Below are 19194 nucleotides of genomic sequence, written 5' to 3' on the forward strand. Positions count from 1 at the left end.
GAATCAAGATAGAGGGTGTCCACCACCTGTCTCCACTCGCCGGCCCCGGAAAATCCGTGCCGCGCGGCCGCCCGAGCGGGCACGCTGGGACCATGGATGAAAGACGCACCGTGAAAGTGTCGAAGTACGTCTCGAAACACCTGCGACACCAGCCGGAACGGATCGGACTGGTGCTCGATCCCCACGGCTGGGTGGAGATCGACGACCTGCTGCGCGCGGCCGCCGAGCACGGCTTCCACTTCAGCCGGGCCGATCTCGACCATGTCGTCGCCGCCAACGACAAGCAGCGGTTCGCCGTCGAAGGCAGCCGGATCCGGGCCAGCCAGGGGCACACCGTCGACGTGGACCTGGACCTGCCCGAAGCCGAACCGCCCGCGTACCTCTACCACGGCACCGTCGCCCCCGCCCTGGAGTCGATCCGCGCCGAGGGCCTGCGCCCGATGGCCCGCCACCATGTGCACCTGTCGCCCGACCGGGAGACCGCCACCCGGGTCGGCGCGCGACGCGGCCGTCCCGTCGTGCTCAGCGTGGACGCCGGGGCGATGCGGGCGGCGGGACACGTCTTCCGGATCAGCGCCAACGGAGTGTGGCTGGTGGACGCCGTACCGCCGCAGTTCCTGCGCTTCCAGTAGTTCCCGGCCGGGCGCCCAGGCCGTGCCCACGGGCCGGACGGCCGGGCCGAGCGGGCATCCAGGACGCCGGAATTCACGCAGAGATTGTCCGACCATCCCCCTAATGTGTGAACCACTCCGGGATCTGTGAGGGGGGGACCTCGCGATCACCGAACCATCCCTGTATGCACGCGAGGTGACGCCCTATGACGTCCACGTCCACACACCCGTCCACGCCCTCGTCGACGCCCCACAGCTTCCAGGTCGATCTGCGCGGCCTGGTGGACCTCCTCTCCCACCACCTCTACTCCAGCCCGCGCGTCTACGTCCGCGAGCTCCTGCAGAACGCGGTGGACGCGATCACCGCGCGCCACGCCCTCGACCCGGCGGCGGAGGTACACATCCGGCTCTCGGCGTCCGGTGGCCGCGTGACCATCGAGGACAGCGGCATCGGCCTGACCGCGGCCGAAGCCCACTCCCTACTCGCCACCATCGGCCGTAGCTCCAAGCGGGGCGGCGAAGGCGCCGACCTCAACGAGCAGGGCCTGGAAGCGACCCGCCAGGAGTTCCTCGGCCAGTTCGGCATCGGCCTGCTCGCGTGCTTCGTGGTGGCCCGCCAGATCCGGGTCGTCACCCGCTCCGCCCGCGACCCCCAGGCCGCACCCGTCGAATGGCTGGCCACCGACGACGGTTCGTACACCGTCCGCGAACTGCCGGACGAGGCACGTCCGGAGCCCGGCACCACCGTCGTACTGGAAGCCCGCCCAGGCGCTGCGGAATGGGCCCTCCCGGCCAAGGTCGAGGAACTGGCCCGTGACTACGGCTCCCTGCTGCCGTACGACATCACCTTCGACGACGGAGAGGGCGGCGAGCCGCGCCCCGTCACCGACCGGCCCGCCGTGTGGGACCGCTCCTTCCCCACCCCGGCCGCCCGTCGCGTCGCGCTCGCCGGGCACTGCGCGCAGCTCTTCGGTTTCACCCCGCTCGACAGCATCGACCTCGACCTGCCGGTCGCCGGCGTACGCGGAGTCGCGTACGTCCTTCCCGAACCGACCAGCCCCGCCCACCGGACCGGACACCGCGTCCACCTCAAGGGCATGCTGCTGACCGACCGGGCCGACAACCTGCTGCCCGACTGGGCGTTCTTCGTCCGCGCCGTCCTCGACACGGACACCCTGCGCCCCACCGCCTCCCGCGAGAACCTGTACGACGACGAAACCCTCGCCGCCGTACGGGAGGCGCTCGGCGCCCGTGTCCGCGGCTGGCTCGCCGAGCTCGCGGCGAGCGATCCGGAACGCCTGGCCGCCTTCCTGCAGGTCCACCACCTCGGTGTGAAGTCCATGGCCCGGCACGACTCCGAGCTGCTCGGGCTGATGCTGCCGTGGCTGCCGTTCGAGACCAGCGACGGCTCGATGAGCATCCAGGAGTTCGCGGCCGCCCACACGGACATCCACTTCACCCGTACCGTCGAGGAGTTCCGGCAGATCGCGCCGATCGCCGCGGCCCACGGGCTCGGCGTCATCAACGCCGGATACACCTACGACGCGGACCTGCTGGCCCTGCTGCCCGCCGTGCGGCCGGAGCTCAAGGTCACCGAACTCGACGCCGGAGCCGTCACCGAGCGGCTGGACCCGGTGCCGACCGCAGCCGAACTGGCGCTCGCCCCCTTCCTGGCCACCGCGCGCACCCGCCTGGAAGCCCAGGGCTGCGACGTGGTGCTGCGCGCCTTCCAGCCCGTCGCCGTGCCCGCGCTGTACCTCGACGACCGGCAGGCCCGCCAGGAACGCGACCGCACGGCAGCGCTGGAGAGCGCCGACTCCCTGTGGAGCGGCATCCTCGGCGCACTGCGCGGCTCCGCGCCGCGCGCCCGTCTGGTCCTGAACCACAACAACCCGCTCATCCGCCGGATCGCCGCGATTCCCGACGAGGCGCTGGCCGGTACCGCCGTCGAATCGCTCTACGGGCAGGCCCTGCTGATGTCCCAGCGACCGCTGCGCCCCGCCGACTCCACCCTGCTCAACCGGGCCTTCCTCGGACTCCTGGAATGGGCGACCCACTCCACCGACGGCCGCGACGCCCAGGAGGGCCAGAAGTGACGACACCGACGCGCGAGGAGATCGTGCGGGGTCTGGCGGAGAACCGCGAGTCGCCGAACGGTGCCGCACGCAACGCGCACGCGGAGGCGCTGGCCGGTGCCGCGGAAACGAGCGGTGACCGGGCCCTGTTCCGCGAGGCCCTGGACAACCTGATCAACGCCTACCTGTACAGCTCCGAGTCGTCCAGGATGCTGGTCCCCTTCGCCCGGCTGCTCCAGGAGTACGACAAGGACCCGGGCGCCTTCTCCCACTGGGACGCGCATTCACTGTTCTGGCAGTTCAAGTGGGTGGCCACGGCCATCTCCGACTCTCCCGGGATTCCCCTGGAGTCGGCCACCGGCTGGCTGGACGAGATGGAGCGCCGCTACCGGATCGCCGGCTACAGCGAGCGGCCCGTTCGCGAGGCAGAGCTGTGGCTCGCCGACGCGATCGGCGAGGACGAGCGTGCCGAGCGGGCCTTTCGGCGCTGGCTGGCCGCCGAGCGCGACGACATGAGCGACTGCCGGGCGTGCGAACTCAACGGTCAGGGCCAGTACGCCGTCCTGCACGGCGACGACGCCAAGGCCCTGGAGCTGTGGAAGCCCGTCCTCGACGGTGATCTGACCTGCGCCGAGGAGCCCCACCGGCTGCTCGCCACCTCGCTGCTGCCGCTGCTGCGGCTCGGCCGCGCCGACGAGGCGCGCTCCCACCACCTGCGCGGCTACCGCATGGCCCGCGGCAACGAGAGCCTGTTGCCTTCGGTCGGCAAGCACATCGAGTTCTGCGCACTCACCGGCAACGAACCGCGCGGCCTGGAGATCCTGGCCGAACACGCCGCCCATGTGGCTCCACTCGCCAACCTCGACGACCGGCTGGCCTTCCACGCCGGCATCCTCGTGCTGCTGCGCCGCCTGCGGGAACTGGGACACGGCCGGACCCGGGCCGTGCCCTACGGAGGAAGTCCGCGGACCGTCGACGAGCTGTACGAGGTGCTGTACGCGGGCTGCCTGGACATCGCCCGGCAGTTCGACGCGCGCAACGGCACGACCCGGGTGTCGGACCGCTTCCTGGCACAGGTGGGCCGGGAGCCGCTGCTGACCGAGCTGCCCCTGGGGGTGCGCAGTGCGGCGCTGCCGCAGACCGGCTCCGCTCCCGCTCCCACTCCTCCCACTCCTCCCGGGAGCGGCGCGGACCTGCCTGCTGCCGCCTTCACCGAGCTGGTGGAGCGGGCCCGCCGCGCCCGGGACCTGGGCCATCCGGGTGCGGACGCACTGTGGGCCGAGGTCGCGGTACGGGTGGACGCGCTGCCGGAGACCGACCCGCTCGTCCGCGCCGACCTCGCGGCCCAGCAGGCCCTGGCCGCGGGGAGGAGCGGGGCTGCGGAGGCGCCGCAGCTGCTGAGCCGGGTCCGGGACGACTACCGGGCGCTCGGCGTGGCCGAACGCGCGGCGCTCGCGGAGCTGCGGCTGGCCGGTGTGGCAGCACAGTCCGGAGCCGCGCCGACGGAGGTCCGGGCGCTGCTGCGCGTCGCCCTGCGGTCCGCCGAGGCACTGGACGCCGCCGAGCCACTGCGGGTCCGGCGTATCGCACTCGCGGAACTGTCCGCGATCCGTATGGAGTCGTACCTGCGCTCGGTGGAAAGCTCCGACGCCGACGGCCACCACGACCACCACGGGGAGCTGGCCGCCGAGCTGACCGACTTCGTCGCCGCCCATGAGGGCACCGTGGCGGACCTGGTGGCGGAGGCCGAGGAGATGCTGGGCCGGGTGGCCCTGGCCCAGGGTGAGCCCGAACGGGCCGTGCCGCTGCTCGCGGCGTCCGCCGCCCGGGCTGCCCTGGCGGGTCGGCCGTGGCAGGCCGTGGATGCTCTGGTGCTGCGGGCCGGGGTGCTGATGACGCTGGAGCGGCCCGAGGAGGCGGAGGCCGCCGCGCGCTCCGCCCTGGAGCACGCCGCCGAAGTGACCGATGCCGAGGCGCAGGGCGTCGTGCGGCTGACCCTCGCGGACATCCTGCTGCGGCGTGGCGACGCTGCCGCGGAGAGCGCCGGGCACGCGCTGGCCGCAGCCCACTGGTTCGACCAGGCGGGGCTCACGGCCGACGGCGGTGCGCACGCCCGGCTGCTGCTGGCCCGGGCCTACGCGGGGGACGGCCGGAGCGCGGAGGCCGCGGAGGTCCTGCAGTCCGCGCTGGCGGATCTGCTGGAGCACGGCGACCAGCAGGCGGTGTCCGTACGGGAGTTCCTGGGGGATCTGCTGCGCCGGCTGAACGAGCCCCGGCCGGCGGCGGAGCAGTACCTGCTGGCGGCGGAGGTCGCCGAGGGCTGGGAGGATCCGCGTCCGCAGGCGGAGCTCGCGCATTCGGCCGCCGACACCCTGAACGACGCGGGACTGGCCGTGGAGGCGGCCGCCGCGTACGAGCGGGCCCTGGAGCTGCACCGGCTGACCGGCGAGGTCGCGGTCGCCGAGGTGCGGATCCTGCGCTCCCTGGCCTGGCTGGGGCTGCGCGAGGAAGTGACCGCCCCGGCGGTGTCGGGGGCCCGGAAGCGGCTGGAGGAGGCCGCCGACGTGCTGGAGGCGGCCCTGGCCGCGGATCCCGCAGCCCCTGAGCTGCGGTCCGAGCTCGCCCAGACCTGGCACCAGCTGGCGCAGGTACTCGACCGCCACGTCAACGCGAACGAGCAGTCCTACGAGATCACCGACGAGGACGAGGAGAACGACACGGGCGACGGGCGCGACGGGGGCGACGAGGTTCAGGACCTCGCCGGCCCCGAGGCGGAGCCGGCCGCCGGGCTGAGCCCCGCAGAGGTCGACGGTCTGCGCCTGGAGGAGATCGAGCTGTGGGACCGGGCCGCCCGGGTCTACGCCGAGCTCGGCCCCGACCATCTGCGCGACCGGTTCCAGTGCCTGAACAACGCGGCCTGGACCGAGCAGGAGCGGGGAGACGCGGAGGCGGGCGCCGCGCGCGTCACCGCGCTGATCGACGAGGCCCGGGAGCTGCCCCAGGACACGGTGCCGGACTGGCTCCTGCCGTCCGCGGAACGCCTGCTCGCGCAGTTGACCGACAGCCTGTAGCCGGCACCGTCCCGGTCGTCGTCGCCGCTCGTGCGAGCGGCGACGACGACCTGTGGGTCAGCTGCCGAGCTGGGCCACGGCCTCGGTGGCGATCTTCTCGAACACGGACTCGTCGACGGCGAAGTCGGAGTCCGGGATCGGAGCATGGATCACCAGCTCGGTGAACCCCAGATCGCGGTGCCGGCCGGCGAAGTCGACGAACGCGTCCACGGATTGCAGCACGGTGTTGGCCTCCGGCGTGAAGCCGGTCAGGAGGATCTTCTCCACGGGCTCCAGGTCCCGCCCGATCTCCAGGAAGGCCGCGCCGAGCCGTTCGAGCTGCCCGCGCAGGGCCTCCCGCGACTGCTCGGGTGTGCCCTCCTCGAAGAGCTTCGGGTCGCCCGTGGTCACCCAGGCCTGGCCGTGCCGGGCGGCGAGCCGCATGCCCCGCGGCCCGATCCCGGCGACCGCGAACGGCAGCCGGGGCCGCTGCACGCAGCCGGGGATGTTGCGGGCCTCCTCGGCGGAGTAGAAGGTCCCCTCGTGGCTCACCGAGCCCTCGGTCAGCAACCGGTCCAGCAGCGGCACGAACTCGGCGAAGCGGTCGGCGCGCTCACGCGGGGACCAGGCCTCCTGGCCCAGCGCGGTCGCGTCGAAGCCGTTGCCGCCTGCACCGATACCGAGGGTGATCCGCCCGCCGGAGATGTCGTCCAGGCTCATCAGGTCCTTGGCGAGGGTCACCGGGTGACGGAAGTTCGGCGAGGTCACGAGCGTGCCCAGGCGCAGCCGCTCGGTCACGCCGGCCGCTGCCGTCAGGGTGGGCACCGCACCGAACCACGGGCCGTCGCGGAAGGTCCGCCAGGACAGGTGGTCGTAGGTGTAGGCGGCGTGGAACCCGAGCTGCTCGGCCCGGAGCCACTGATCGCGCCCTCCCTCGTGCCATCGACGTACCGGAAGGATCACCGTGCTCAGACGCAGACTCATGCGTCGAGCCTACGACTAGCCGATGTTTCACGTGAAACGGCGCCGTTTCACGTGAAACATCGTCCGAGGCGGCAGCCCCGCCCGGGGTCAGGACCTCCTCGGCCATGGGCGAAGATGGAGCCGTGACCTCGGCTCCCCAGTGCCCGGACGGGCCAACCCCCACGCCCCGGCTGATCGCCACCGACCTCGACGGCACCCTGCTGCGCGACGACAAGTCCGTCTCGCCGCGTACGGTCGCCGCGCTCGCCGCCGCCGAGCAGGCCGGGATCGAGGTCTTCTTCGTCACCGGCCGCCCGGCCCGCTGGATGGATGTGGTCAGCGACCACGTCCACGGCCACGGCCTGGCCATCTGCGCCAACGGCGCGGCCGTGGTCGACCTGCACGCCGGACAAGAGTTCGTCCAGGTCAGGGCCCTTCCGCGGGTGGCCGCGCTCGCCGTGGTCGAGGCCCTGCGGGCTGCGGCACCCGGCACCTCCTTCGCGGTCGAGCTGACCACCGGAATCAACTACGAGCCGGCGTACCCGCCCTTCTTCCAGGACCCGGGCGCCCGGGTCGCCACCGCCGAAAAACTGCTGCACGAGGACACGGATGAAAGCTCCGCGCCCGTACTGAAGCTGTTGGCGCACCACGGCGAGCTGGCCCCGGACGAGTTCCTGGCGCTGGCTCGATCCGCCGCCGGCGGGTACGCGTCGATCACCCGGTCCAGTCCGACCGCCCTCCTGGAGGTCAGCGGGCCGGGTGTGTCCAAGGCGAGCACCCTGGCGCTGTGCTGCGCCGAGCGGGGCATTTCCCCCGCCGAGGTCGTCGCCTTCGGGGACATGCCGAACGACGTGGAGATGCTCAGCTGGGCGGGCACCTCGTACGCCATGGGCAACGCGCACCCGGATGTGCTCGCGGCCGCGTCCGGCCGTACGGTCGCCAACAACGAGGACGGGGTGGCCCTCGTCATCGAGCGCATCCTGGCCGAACGGACCGCACAGCAGCAGTCCTAGCACTAGACGGCAGGCTGGAGCGGGGCCTCCCACACCACAGTGGTCCCGCCACCGTCCTTGCCGATACCCGGGCCGTACGAGCTCGCGCCGCCCAGCGACTCGGCCCGTCGGCGCAGGTTCCGCAGCCCGCTGCGGCGGCCGCCCTCCGGAATGCCCACGCCGTCGTCCGCGACCTCCAGCCTGACCCCGGGCCGCCCGTCGGCGAGCGTGATGGTGGAGTCGATGACCACGTCGATCCGCGTCGCCTCGGCATGGCGGAAGGCGTTCGACAGGGCCTCCCGCAGCGCGGCGATCAGGTTCTTGCCCACCAGCTCACCGACGACCGTGTCGACCGGGCCGAGGAAACGGTGCGCGGGCTTGAAGCCCAGGGGTACCGCCGCCATGTTGATCTCCCGCAGCACCCGGGTACGCAACCCGGACGGAGCCTCCGCCGGACCCTGCTGGAGGGCGAAGATCGCGGTGCGGATCTCCTGGATCGTCACGTCCAGCTCGTCCACGGCCTTGCCCACGCCGTCGCGTACCTCGGGGACGACGGTGCGGCGCTGGGCGCCCTCCAGCATCAGACCGGTGGCGAAGAGCCGCTGGATGACCAGGTCGTGCAGGTCGCGGGCGATCCGGTCACGGTCCTCGAACACCGCCAGCCGTTCACGGTCGCGCTGCGCCTCGGCCATCATCAGGGCCAGCGCCGCCTGCGAGGCGAACTGGGTGGCCAGAGTCCGCTCGGCCTCGGTGAAGGGACGCCCCCCGCGGGACCGAGGGGTGACCAGTGCGCCCAGCACCCGGCCACCGCTCTGCAGCGGCAGCAGCATGCACGGGCCGAACCGGCTGGTGAGCTCGCTGGCCATGCGAAGGTCGGACGCGGCGTCGTCCACGAAGATCGGCTCGCCCGCCAGCAGCGTGTCCACCACCGGGCTCTCCGCCGGGATCACCACCCCGAGCGAGGTGGCCGGGTTCTCCGAGGAGACCGCGACGATCTCCATCCCGCCCTCCTCGGCGGGCAGCATGACGATCCCGGCGGCGGAGTCGGCCAGCCGTCGGGCCTGTTCGGCGACCACCGAGAGCGCGTCGTCGGCGTCCCCGCCGGACAGCAGAGCGGTGGTGACGGCCACCGAGCCGTCGATCCAGCGCTCGCGCTGGGTGGCGGCCTCGTACAGCCGGGCGTTGCCGATGGCGATGCCCGCCTCGGTGGCCAGTACCCGGACCATGTGGAGGTCGTAGTCGCTGAACTCACCGCCGCCGTTCTTCTCGGCGAGGTAGAGATTGCCGAAGATCTCCCCCTGCACCCGGATCGGTACGCCGAGGAAGGACTTCATGGGCGGATGGTGCGGCGGGAACCCCGCCGAGCGCGTGTCCTTCGTCAGATCGGCGAGCCGCACCGTGTCGGAGTGCGAGATCAGCGCTCCGAGCAGGCCGCGTTTCCCGTCGGGGCGGTGTCCGATCTGCCGGGCCTGAGCGGAGCCGATCCCGTGGGTGACGAAGTCCGAGAGCCCGCGGCCCTCCGTGTCGACGACGCCGATCGCCGCGTACCGGGCGTCCGCGAGCTCGGCCGCGGTCTCGCAGATGCGGTCCAGCGTGGAATGCAGCTCCAGGCCGGTCCCGACCGACCTCATGGCCTCCAGCAGTTGCGGTACACGGGCCGTGAGCTCGGTGGACAGGCCGTGCAGACTCCTGGTGGCCTGGGCGGCGGCGGCCGCCAGCGGGTCCGCAGCTCCTGCAGCGTCCGCAGTTCCCGGCGTTCCCGGTGTTCCCGCTGTTCCCGGCAACGGACTCGGCAACGGATCCGGCGATGGACCCGGTGAGGGATCCGGCGATTCCTGCGGCTGCTGCGCTGACATGGTCCCGAGCGTAGTTAGTCCCTATTGGCGGGGAAAGTTGGCCAAAGTTCCATCCGTTGCCCTTTCACGCTCCAGCAGCCGCCGCAGCGGTCCTTCGACGGCGGCCAGCTCCGTGTACGGTCCGCGCTGCACGACCTCGCCGCGATCCAGCACGAGCACCTCGTCGACCGCCTCCAGGCCGGCCAGCCGGTGCGTGATCAGCACGGTGGTCCGGCCCTCCGTCACGGCCAGCAGGTCCGCCGTCAGGGCGTCCGCCGTGGCCAGGTCCAGATGCTCGGCCGGCTCGTCCAGAACCAGTACGGGGAAGTCCGCGAGCAGCGCCCGGGCCAGGGCCAGCCGCTGGCGCTGACCGCCCGAGATCCGCTCGCCGTGCTCGCCGACCAGCGTGTCCAGGCCGTCCGGGAGGCCGTCGGCCCACTCCAGCAACCGGGCTGCGGCAAGCGCCTGCCGCAGCTGCTCCTCGCTCGCCCCGGTCCGGGCCAGCCGAAGGTTTTCCCGTACCGAGCTGTCGAAGATGTGCGCGTCCTGGGCGCACAGGCCCACGAAGGCCCGTACGGCGTCGCCGTCGAGCGTGCGCGCGTCGCTCCCGCCCAGGTGGTACGTGCCGTCGGCCGGGTCCAGGAACCGGAGGAGGACCTGGGCCAGGGTGGTCTTGCCGGACCCCGAGGGACCCACGACGGCGATGCGGCGACCGGCCTCCAGGGTCAGGTCCACGTCCCGCAGGGCGGCCCGCTCCTGGCCGGGGTGGCGGGCGGTGAGCCCCGTGAGCCTCAGTGGGAACGGCGAGGCCGGAGCCTCGGCAGGCTGCTCCGGCTCGGCGACCGGGACCGGCGCGTCGATGACCTCGTAGACCCGCTCGGCGCTACGGCGCACCCGCTGGCGGTACTGGACGGCGAGCGGGAGTCCGGTCACCGCCTCGAAGGCGGCCAGCGGTGTCAGGACAGCGACGGCCATGGCCACCCCGGACAGTCGCCCGTCGTGGACGGCGTTCGCGGCAACGGCCGCGGCGGCCACGACGGTGAGCCCACAGATCAGGGCCGACAGGCCCCCGCCCAGCCCGGCCGCGGCCGAACCTCGTGCGGCGATGCGCGTCAGCAGACCGTCGCTCTCGCGCGTCCGGCCCTTGCGGTCCTCCAGCGCACCCGCCACGGTCAGCTCCGCGGTCCCGGTGAGCAGATCGGCCACCCGGGTGGCGAGTTCGCCCCGGGCGGGCGCCAGCCTTCGCTCCGCACCGCGGGCGACGGCGCCGCTGACCAGGGGCACCGCGACACCGGAGGCGAGCAGTCCGGCGGCGAGTACGGCTCCGGCCTCGGGCAGCAGCCACGCGGTGAAGGCGACCGAGCCCGTTCCGACGAGCACGGCCGTACCGACCGGAAGCAGCCAGCGCAGCCAGTAGTCCTGCAGTGCGTCGGCATCGGCCACCAGCCGGGCCAGCAGGTCCCCACGCCGGTGCTGGCGCAGCCCGGCGGGCGCGATGCGCTCCAGTCGGCGGTAGACGGAGACCCGCAGGTCGGCGAGCATCCGCAGCACGGCGTCGTGCGAGACGAGCCGCTCGGCGTACCGGAAGACGGCACGGCCCATTCCGAAGGCCCGGGTGGCCGTGACGGCCACCATCAGGTAGAGCACAGGTGGTTGTTCGGAGGCCCGAGAGATCAGCCAGCCCGACACCGCCAACAGGCCGACGCTGCATCCGACGGCCAGTGCCCCGAGCAACAGCCCGAGCCTGAAACGGCCTTGCCACGCCTTGGCGACCGCCCGCACCCGGCGCAGCGGATCATCGGCCGCGCCCGAACCGACCGGGTCCGAACCGACCGCGCCCGAACCGACTGAGTCCGGGCCGACCGAGTCCGGGCCGTCGCCGGTCCCCGTCCGGTCGCGCACCGCACCGAGGATCCACTCCCCGGAATCCGGGACGTGCTCGCCCCGTGCACCGGCGGCACCGGAGGACAGCAGCTCGGCTCCGACCGGGAAAGCGGCACCGCGGGGGAGCGCGCCGGCGGCGAGAGGGCCCTCGGGCCCGTCTCCTGCCGCCATCTCCACCACCCGGTCGGCGACCGCGAGCAGTGCCGGCCGGTGCACGACCAGCAGCACGGTCCGCCCCGCGGACAGGCGCCGGACCGCGTCCACGATCGCCGCCTCCGTCTCGCCGTCCAGCGCCGCCGTCGGCTCGTCCAGCAGCAGCACGGGCCGGTCCGCCAGGAACGCGCGCGCCAGGGCCAGCCGCTGCCGCTGACCGGCGGACAGGCCCACGCCGCCCTCACCCAGCGGGGTCTCCACCCCACGCGGCAGCGCGGTCACGAACTCCCAGGCACCGGCGTTCTTCAGTGCCTCGGCCACATCGGCGTCGGAAGCCTCCGCGCGGGCCAGCCGTACGTTTTCGGCGATCGTCCCCGCGAACAGGTGCGGCCGCTGCGGTACCCAGGCGATCTGCTGCCTCCACTGCGCCGGCGACAGCTCGGCCAGGTCCACGCCCGCGACACGGACCCGCCCGGCAGTGGGCGTCACGAATCCCAGCAGGACCTGGAGCAACGTGGACTTCCCCGCCCCGCTCGGCCCCGTGAGGGCCACGCACTCCCCCGGGCCGACCGTGAGCGAGACCGGCCGGGGCGAATCCTCGCCGCGGCCCTCGTAGCGGACGGCGATCCCCTCGATCTCGATCCGCAGGGGAGCGCCGTGCGGCAGCCCGGCCGTGCCGGCCGGACCGGTGTCAGGGGTTTCCAGAACCTCGAAGATCTCCTCGGCGGCGGCCAGCCCCTCGGCGGCCGCGTGGTACTGGGCCCCCACCTGCCGCAGCGGCAGGTACGCCTCCGGCGCCAGGATCAGGATGACCAGTCCGGTGTAGAGGTCCAGTTCGCCGTGGACCAGCCGCATGCCGACGGTCACGGCCACCAGGGCCACCGACAGCGTCGCCAGCAGCTCCAGGGCAAAGGACGAGAGGAAGGCGATGCGCAACGTCCGCATCGTCGCGCGCCGGTAGTCATCGGTGATCTTGCGGATCGACTCGGCCTGCGCCTTGGCACGGCCGAAGACCTTCAGGGTGGGAAGCCCGGCCACCACGTCGAGGAAGTGCCCGGAGAGCCGGGACAGCAGCCGCCACTGGCGGTCCATCCGGGACTGCGTGGCCATGCCGATGAGAACCATGAACACGGGAATCAGGGGCAGCGTCACCACGATGATGGCGGCCGACACCCAGTCCTCGGTGACGATCCGGGCCAGCACGGCCACCGGCACGACCACCGCGAGCCCCAGCTGGGGGAGGTAGCGGGAGAAGTAGTCGTCGAGCGCGTCCACGCCCCGGGTGGCCAGTGACACCAGCGCTCCGGTCCGCTGCCCGGCCGGGCGGCCGGGCCCGAGTTCCGCCGCCCGGTCCAGCAGCCTGCCCCGCAGCTCCGACTTGACGGCCGCGCCCGCACGGTGCGCGGCCAGCTCCGTGAGCCAGGCGATCAGCCCGCGCCCGAGCGCCACCGCAGCGAGCAGCAGCAGTGGGGTCCGGAGCGCCTGGCCGTCGAGCCCCCGCTCGAACGCTCCGACCACGATCTCGGCGATCAGCATCGCCTGACCGACGACCAGCCCTGCACCGGCAAGGCCCAGGGCCACCACCGCCCCCAGAAAGAGGCGCGTGGAGCGGGCGTACCGGAGCAGGCGCGGGTCGATCGGTTTCACGTGAAACATCCCCTCGGGGAGGTCGTCAGCCGGACGGGCGGGTCATACGTCGCGAGGATTCAGTGCACATCGACGATGTGCTGGGTCCCGATCCGCTTGCGGAACACCCAGTACGTCCAGCCCTGGTAGAGCAGGACGAGCGGGGTGGCCACCGCCGCACACCAGGTCATGATCTTCAAGGTGTACGCGCTGGACGAGGAGTTGGTGACCGTGAGGTTCCACGCCTCGTTCAGCGAGGACGGCATGACGTTCGGGAAGAGCGTGAGGAAGAGCATCGCGACGGCCGCCGCGATGGTGACCCCGGACAGGGCGAACGACCATCCCTCGCGGCCGGCCAGGTTGAATCCCAGGGCCCCTACCAGTGCCAGCACCGCGACGATCATCGCGATCAGGCTCTTTCCGTCACCCTGTGAGACCTGGGTCCAGAGCAGGAAGACCAGGGCCAGCACAGCGGTGGCCGCGCCCAGCCGGGTCGCCAGCTTCCGCGAACGGTCCCGGATGTCTCCGACGGTCTTGAGCGAGGTGAAGACCGCGCCGTGGAACGTGAACAGGGTGAGGGTGACCAGTCCGCCGAGGATCGAGTAGACGTTCAGCAGGTCCAGGAGACTGCCGACGTACTCCTTGTTCTCGTCGATCTTGACGCCGCGCACGATGTTGGCGAAGGCGACGCCCCACAGGAACGCGGGGATCAGCGAGGTCCAGAAGATCGCGTGTTCCCAGTTGGTCTGCCACCGGTCCTCTGGGCGCTTGTGCCGGTACTCGAAGGCGACGCCGCGGATGATGAGGCAGATCAGGATGAGCAGCAGTGGCAGGTAGAAGCCCGAGAAGAGGGTCGCGTACCAGTCGGGGAAAGCGGCGAAGGTGGCACCGCCCGCGGTGAGCAGCCAGACCTCGTTCCCGTCCCACACGGGCCCGATCGTGTTGATCAGGACCCTCTTCTCAGTGCGGTCACGGGCGAGCAGCTTGGTCAGGACACCGACCCCGAAGTCGAAGCCCTCCAGGAAGAAGTAGCCGGTCCACAGGACGGCGATGAGTACGAACCAGACATCGTGGAGTTGCATGGTGGGCGCTCCTCTGCCTCAGTACGAGAAGGCCATCGGCCGGTCGGGGTTCTTGTCGTCCCCGCCGATCCTGGTGGGCGGGTTGAGGTCTGCCTCGGTCAGTTCGGGCGGACCGGCCTTGACGTACTTGACCATGAGCCTGACCTCGATCACGGCCAGCACGGCGTACAGCAGCGTGAAGCCGATCATCGAGGTGAGCACCTCGGCCTGGGACACGTTCGGCGAGACAGCGTCCCTGGTGCGCAGGACGCCGTAGACCACCCAGGGCTGGCGGCCCATCTCGGTGAAGATCCAGCCCCAGGAGTTGGCGATGAGCGGGAAGCCCATCGTCCAGAGCGCGACGATCCAGTACAGGTTGGCGAACTTCGGGCTCAGCGGCTTCTTGAAGAGCACCAGGTGGGGGACCTCGTCCTCCCCGGTACGCAGGCCCGGCGGCAGCAGGAACTTCCTGCGGGTCAGCCACATGCCCAGCACCCCGATGCCGAGAGAGGCCATGCCGAAGCCGATCATCCAGCGGAAGCCCCAGTAGGCGACGGGGATGTTGGGCCGGTAGTCGCCGGGGCCGTACTTCTCCTGCTCCGCCTTGTTGACGTCGTTGATGCCCGGGACGAAGGAGGTGAAGTCGTCGTTGGCCAGGAAGGACAGCAGGCCGGGGATCTCTATCGCCACCTTGTTGTGGCCCTTGTCGACGTCCCCGTAGGCGAAGACGGAGAAGGGCGCGGGCGCCTCGCCGTCCCAGAGCGCCTCCGCGGCGGCCATCTTCATGGGCTGCTGCTTGTACATCACCTTGCCGAGCAGGTCACCGCTGATCGCCGTGCCCATACCGGCGATGATCATGACGACCAGGCCGAGGCGCAGCGAACTCCGCATCACGGGGACGTGCTTCTTGCGCGCCAGGTGGAAGGCGGATATCCCCGCCATGAACGCGCCACCGACGAGGAAGGCGGCCGTGATGGTGTGGAAGAACTGGGTGAGCGCGGTGTTCTGGGTCAGCACGAGCCAGAAGTCCGTGAGCTCGGCCCGGCCCCGCTCCTCGTTGATGCGGTACCCGACCGGGTGCTGCATCCAGGAATTGGCCGCCAGGATGAAGTACGCGGACAGGACGGTGCCCATGGACACCATCCAGATGCACGCCAGGTGGATCTTCTTCGGCAGCTTGTCCCAGCCGAAGATCCACAGACCGATGAAGGTCGACTCGAAGAAGAAGGCGATCAGCGCCTCGAAGGCCAGGGGAGCCCCGAAGATGTCGCCGACGAATCGCGAATAGTCGGACCAGTTCATGCCGAACTGGAACTCCTGGACGATGCCGGTGACGACACCCATCGCGATATTGATCAAGAAGAGCTTTCCCCAGAACTTCGTGGCTCTGAGGTACTTCTCCTTCTCGGTACGCACCCATGCCGTCTGCAAGCCCGCCGTCAGGGCGGCGAGCGAGATCGTCAGGGGCACGAAGAGGAAGTGGTAGACGGTCGTAATGCCGAACTGCCATCGCGCCAATGTCTCCGGCGCCAAAGCTAGGTCCACGTCGTCTTCTCCTTGTCGTCGCCGTGGTCACAGCCGCAGTCTGCCTGGCGGGTTCCTTCCATACCGGGAGGAAGCAGGACACGCTTGTGAACGCGTTCACATTCACAAGCATTATGTCGTACCACTCTCGGCCACCTTCGAGCGGGGTACCCCTCTAGCCAATCGATTCAACAGATTGTTGAATGCGGCTCATGCAGATACGAATCTCCTGGCCCGCGGGCCAGCTCACCGCAACCCTCGACGAGACCCCGACCAGCAAGGCGCTGGCCGAGGCCCTTCCGATTTCCGCCTCCGCCCACACCTGGGGCGAGGAGGTCTACTTCGACACCGGGGTCTGCGTCGCTCTGGAGCACGACGCCCGGCAGGTCGTCGAGCCCGGCACGGTCGCGTTCTGGACCGAGGGCGACGCTCTCGCCCTGCCCTACGGCCCCACGCCCATCTCACGCGGAGGCGAGAGCCGCCTCGCGAGCCCGTGCAACGTGCTCGGCTCCTTCGACGGCGACCCCCGCCTGCTGTCCACCGTCCGCGACGGCGACCCCGTCCGCGTGGAACTCGCCTGACGCCCGCCCGAGGTCCGAGGCCCGAGGCCGTCACCGCCTCCGGCGCCCCACGGGCCGCCGGTCCCTGTACGACCGGGGCCCGGTGACGCTCAGAGCTCCTTGAAGAACGCCTCGGCCGTGTGCAGGAAGAGGTCATTCGCCTCGGTCTCACCGATCGTGACCCGCAGGCCCTCGCCCGCGAAGGGCCGGACCACCACACCGGCCTTGTCGCAGGCCTCCGCGAACTCGGCGGTCCGCTCCCCCAGCCGCAGCCACACGAAGTTCGCCTGCGTGTCCGGTGCGGTCCAGCCCTGGGCGACCAGCGTCTCGTGCACCCGCGTGCGCTCGCTCACCAGCGCCCCGACGCGGCCCATCAGCTCGTCCTCGGCGCGCAGCGAGGCCACCGCCGCGTCCTGCGCGAGCTGGCTCACACCGAAGGGCACCGCCGTCTTGCGCAGCGCCGCCGCCACCGGCTCGTGCGCCACCGCGAAACCGACCCGCAGGCCGGCCAGCCCGTACGCCTTGGAGAACGTACGCAGCACGGCGACGTTCGGGCGGTCGCGGTAGAGCTCGATGCCGTCCGGTACGTCCGCGTCGCGCACGAACTCGCGGTACGCCTCGTCCAGGACCACCAGGACGTCCGAGGGCACCTGGTCCAGGAAGCGCTCCAGCTCGGCGCGGCGCACGGCCGTACCGGTGGGGTTGTTCGGGTTGCAGACGAAGATCAGGCGCGTCCGGTCGGTGATCGCCGCGGCCATCGCGTCCAGGTCGTGCACATCGCCGTCGGTCAGCGGGACCTGCACCGAGGTGGCGCCCGAGATCTGCGTGAGGATCGGGTACGCCTCGAAGGAGCGCCAGGCGTAGATCACCTCGTCGCCCGGGCCGGCGGCCGACTGGATCAGCGACTGGGCCACTCCGACCGAGCCGGTGCCCGTGGCGATGTGCTCGACCGGCACGCCGAAGCGCTCGGCGAGCTCGTTCACGAGACCGGTGCAGGCCATGTCGGGGTACCGGTTGAAGTTCCCGGCGGCAGCGACCGCGGTCTCCAGCACGCCGGACAGCGGCGGGTACGGGTTCTCGTTCGAGGACAGCTTGTACGCGACAGGCCCTCCCGCGGCAGCCGGCTTGCCGGGCTTGTATGTCGGAATGCCGTCCAGCTCGGCGCGCAGCTTCGGGCTCTTCTCGCTCACCGCAGGTCCTCCTCGACCGTCCCGTACGACGTCGCCGTCGACTCAATACTCCTCACCTTATGAGGATTCCGCCGTTCCGAGAATGGGGGCGCCAGGAATGCGGGGGAGCGCACGCATATATGCGTGCGCCGGTGGCCTGCGCCGTGGCGCGCATCCCTCGTGCAGGTGAGTTGAGAACGGCCCGAGATCGCATCGTTTTGGCATGCCCGGACCCGACGACAAGCCCCACGATCACCCTCAGCGATCAAACACCTTCATTTCCAAGGTCATTGGGGGTGGCGAACCATGCAGAAACGTGCCTGTCAACGCCTGCATATGCACGCAGACCACCCTCCCCGCCGAGCCCTACTATCGGCTCGCCATGACAGCAGCAGGGAAGCATCAGGTGAGCCGGACCGAGACCACCCGGCGGGCCGCCGGCCGACAGGGCCGGGCCGGCATCAGGGACGTGGCCGCAGCGGCCGGCGTCTCCATCACGACCGTCTCCGACGCGCTCAATGGCAAGGGACGGCTGCCCGACGCCACCCGCCGCCACGTTCGCGAAGTGGCCGACCGGCTGGGATACCGCCCGTCGGCCGCCGCCCGCACGCTCCGTACCGGCAAGTCCGGCCTCATCGGCCTGACCGTGACGACGTACGGGGATGAACCTTTCACCTTCACCGAATTCGCCTACTTCGCCGAGATGGCCAGGGCTGCCACCTCCGCCGCGCTCGCCCGCGGCTACGCCCTGGTCATCCTCCCCGCCACCTCCCGCCACGACGTGTGGTCCAACGTCGCCCTCGACGGCACCGTCGTCATCGACCCCTCCGACCACGATCCCGTCGTCACCGAACTGGTCCGCCAAGGTCTGCCCGTGGTCTCCGACGGCCGCCCCGCAGGCTCCCTCCCCGTCACCGCCTGGGTCGACAACGACCACGAGGCCGCCGTACTCGGCCTGCTCGACCACCTCGCCGCCGCCGGCGCCCGCCGGATCGGACTGCTGACCGGAACCACCACCGACACCTACACCCGGCTCTCCACGACCGCCTACCTCAGCTGGTGCGAGCGCGTCGGCCAGGACCCCGTCTACGAGTCCTACCCCGCCCACGACCCGTGCGCGGGTGCCGTCGCCGCCGACCGGCTCCTCGCCCGCCCCGACCGGCCCGACGCGGTCTACGGGCTCTTCGACCCCAACGGCACCGATCTGCTCGCCGCCGCCCGCCGCTACGGCCTGCGCGTCCCCGAGGACCTGCTGCTCGTGTGCTGCAGCGAGTCCACCGTCTACGCGAACACCGAGCCGCCCATCACCACCCTGTCCCTCAAGCCCCGCCGCATCGGCACCGCCGTCGTGCAGCTCCTCATCGACGCGATCGAGGGCGTGAACACCGGACGGCCGGTCGAGCAGGTCGTCCCGACCGAGCTCATCATCCGTACGTCGTCACAGCGCAGGCAGCCCCGCACGACCGTCAGCCCGCCCCGTTCGCCGGCCCAGGACTGACCGACAGACCGTCCGGTCGGCCTGCCGAGCGGCTGACCGAGGACCGTCTGGGGACCATCCGAGCACCGACCAAGGACCGGCCGAGGATTTCAGCTACGCCGATATCGGGAGAAAACGGTAGGAACGATCCGCTCCGTAAAGGATTCACCACCCCTGGTGCGTCACAGAGCGCGAGCCGCATTCCTATGATGGG

General features: G+C 71.3%; 12 protein-coding genes. 6 read left to right on the forward strand and 6 right to left on the reverse strand.

The annotated features are described in order from the left end of the window. The first annotated feature begins 92 nt into the window (after positions 1-92). The 3 genes from DEJ51_RS16220 to DEJ51_RS16230 all read left to right on the forward strand — a co-directional run bounded on the left by DEJ51_RS16220 (position 93) and on the right by DEJ51_RS16230 (position 5757). Positions 93-632 carry an RNA 2'-phosphotransferase gene (locus DEJ51_RS16220; protein ID WP_150258207.1) on the forward strand — a complete coding sequence of 180 codons (540 nt, stop codon included), beginning with the start codon at positions 93-95 and terminating at the stop codon, positions 630-632. Positions 633-817: 185 nt separating this feature from the next. Next, a complete protein-coding gene (locus tag DEJ51_RS16225) occupies positions 818-2707 on the forward strand; it encodes an HSP90 family protein (protein WP_150258208.1) in 1890 nt (629 codons plus the stop codon). Then, positions 2704-5757 carry a tetratricopeptide repeat protein gene (locus DEJ51_RS16230; RefSeq protein WP_150258209.1) on the forward strand — a complete coding sequence of 1018 codons (3054 nt, stop codon included), beginning with the start codon at positions 2704-2706 and terminating at the stop codon, positions 5755-5757. Before DEJ51_RS16225 ends, DEJ51_RS16230 begins: the two co-directional genes overlap by 4 nt. Positions 5758-5814: 57 nt before the next feature. Here DEJ51_RS16230 and DEJ51_RS16235 read toward each other — a convergent pair whose 3' ends face one another. Beyond that, positions 5815-6720, reverse strand: coding sequence for an LLM class flavin-dependent oxidoreductase (locus tag DEJ51_RS16235; RefSeq protein ID WP_150258210.1), 906 nt, complete (start codon positions 6718-6720; stop codon positions 5815-5817). 104 nt (positions 6721-6824) lie between these two features. Between DEJ51_RS16235 and DEJ51_RS16240 the strand changes: the two genes are divergently transcribed. Next, positions 6825-7712: a Cof-type HAD-IIB family hydrolase gene (locus DEJ51_RS16240; RefSeq protein WP_150258211.1), complete on the forward strand. Its 888-nt coding sequence runs from the start codon at positions 6825-6827 to the stop codon at positions 7710-7712. 2 nt (positions 7713-7714) lie between these two features. On the opposite strand, the gene DEJ51_RS16245 is transcribed toward DEJ51_RS16240, so the two are convergent. Genes DEJ51_RS16245 through DEJ51_RS16260 form a run of 4 tightly spaced genes read right to left on the reverse strand, consistent with a single transcriptional unit; the run spans position 7715 to position 15795 of the window. Further along, positions 7715-9547, reverse strand: coding sequence for a GAF domain-containing sensor histidine kinase (locus DEJ51_RS16245; protein WP_223835830.1), 1833 nt, complete (start codon positions 9545-9547; stop codon positions 7715-7717). Positions 9548-9568: 21 nt separating this feature from the next. Next, positions 9569-13210: a thiol reductant ABC exporter subunit CydD gene (cydD, locus tag DEJ51_RS16250; RefSeq protein ID WP_150258212.1), complete on the reverse strand. Its 3642-nt coding sequence runs from the start codon at positions 13208-13210 to the stop codon at positions 9569-9571. Positions 13211-13269: 59 nt separating this feature from the next. Beyond that, the gene (gene cydB, locus DEJ51_RS16255; protein ID WP_150258213.1) at positions 13270-14271 is read right to left on the reverse strand and encodes a cytochrome d ubiquinol oxidase subunit II; all 1002 of its coding nucleotides are present in this window, start codon (positions 14269-14271) and stop codon (positions 13270-13272) included. Positions 14272-14289: 18 nt separating this feature from the next. Beyond that, positions 14290-15795: a cytochrome ubiquinol oxidase subunit I gene (locus DEJ51_RS16260; RefSeq protein WP_150258214.1), complete on the reverse strand. Its 1506-nt coding sequence runs from the start codon at positions 15793-15795 to the stop codon at positions 14290-14292. Positions 15796-15986: 191 nt separating this feature from the next. On the opposite strand from DEJ51_RS16260, the gene DEJ51_RS16265 reads away from it, so the two are divergent. Further along, positions 15987-16355, forward strand: a complete 369-nt coding sequence (locus tag DEJ51_RS16265; RefSeq protein WP_223835831.1) for a cyclophilin-like fold protein — start codon at positions 15987-15989, stop codon at positions 16353-16355. Between the two features lie 89 nt (positions 16356-16444). Here DEJ51_RS16265 and hisC read toward each other — a convergent pair whose 3' ends face one another. Further along, a complete protein-coding gene (hisC, locus tag DEJ51_RS16270; protein ID WP_150258216.1) occupies positions 16445-17524 on the reverse strand; it encodes a histidinol-phosphate transaminase in 1080 nt (359 codons plus the stop codon). 361 nt (positions 17525-17885) lie between these two features. Here hisC and DEJ51_RS16275 point away from each other — a divergent pair, with 361 nt between their 5' ends. Beyond that, positions 17886-19001 carry a LacI family DNA-binding transcriptional regulator gene (locus DEJ51_RS16275; RefSeq protein ID WP_030010171.1) on the forward strand — a complete coding sequence of 372 codons (1116 nt, stop codon included), beginning with the start codon at positions 17886-17888 and terminating at the stop codon, positions 18999-19001. The last annotated feature ends 193 nt before the right edge of the window (positions 19002-19194 follow it).

The organism is Streptomyces venezuelae, assembly GCF_008642275.1.
Classification (GTDB): domain Bacteria; phylum Actinomycetota; class Actinomycetes; order Streptomycetales; family Streptomycetaceae; genus Streptomyces; species Streptomyces venezuelae_E.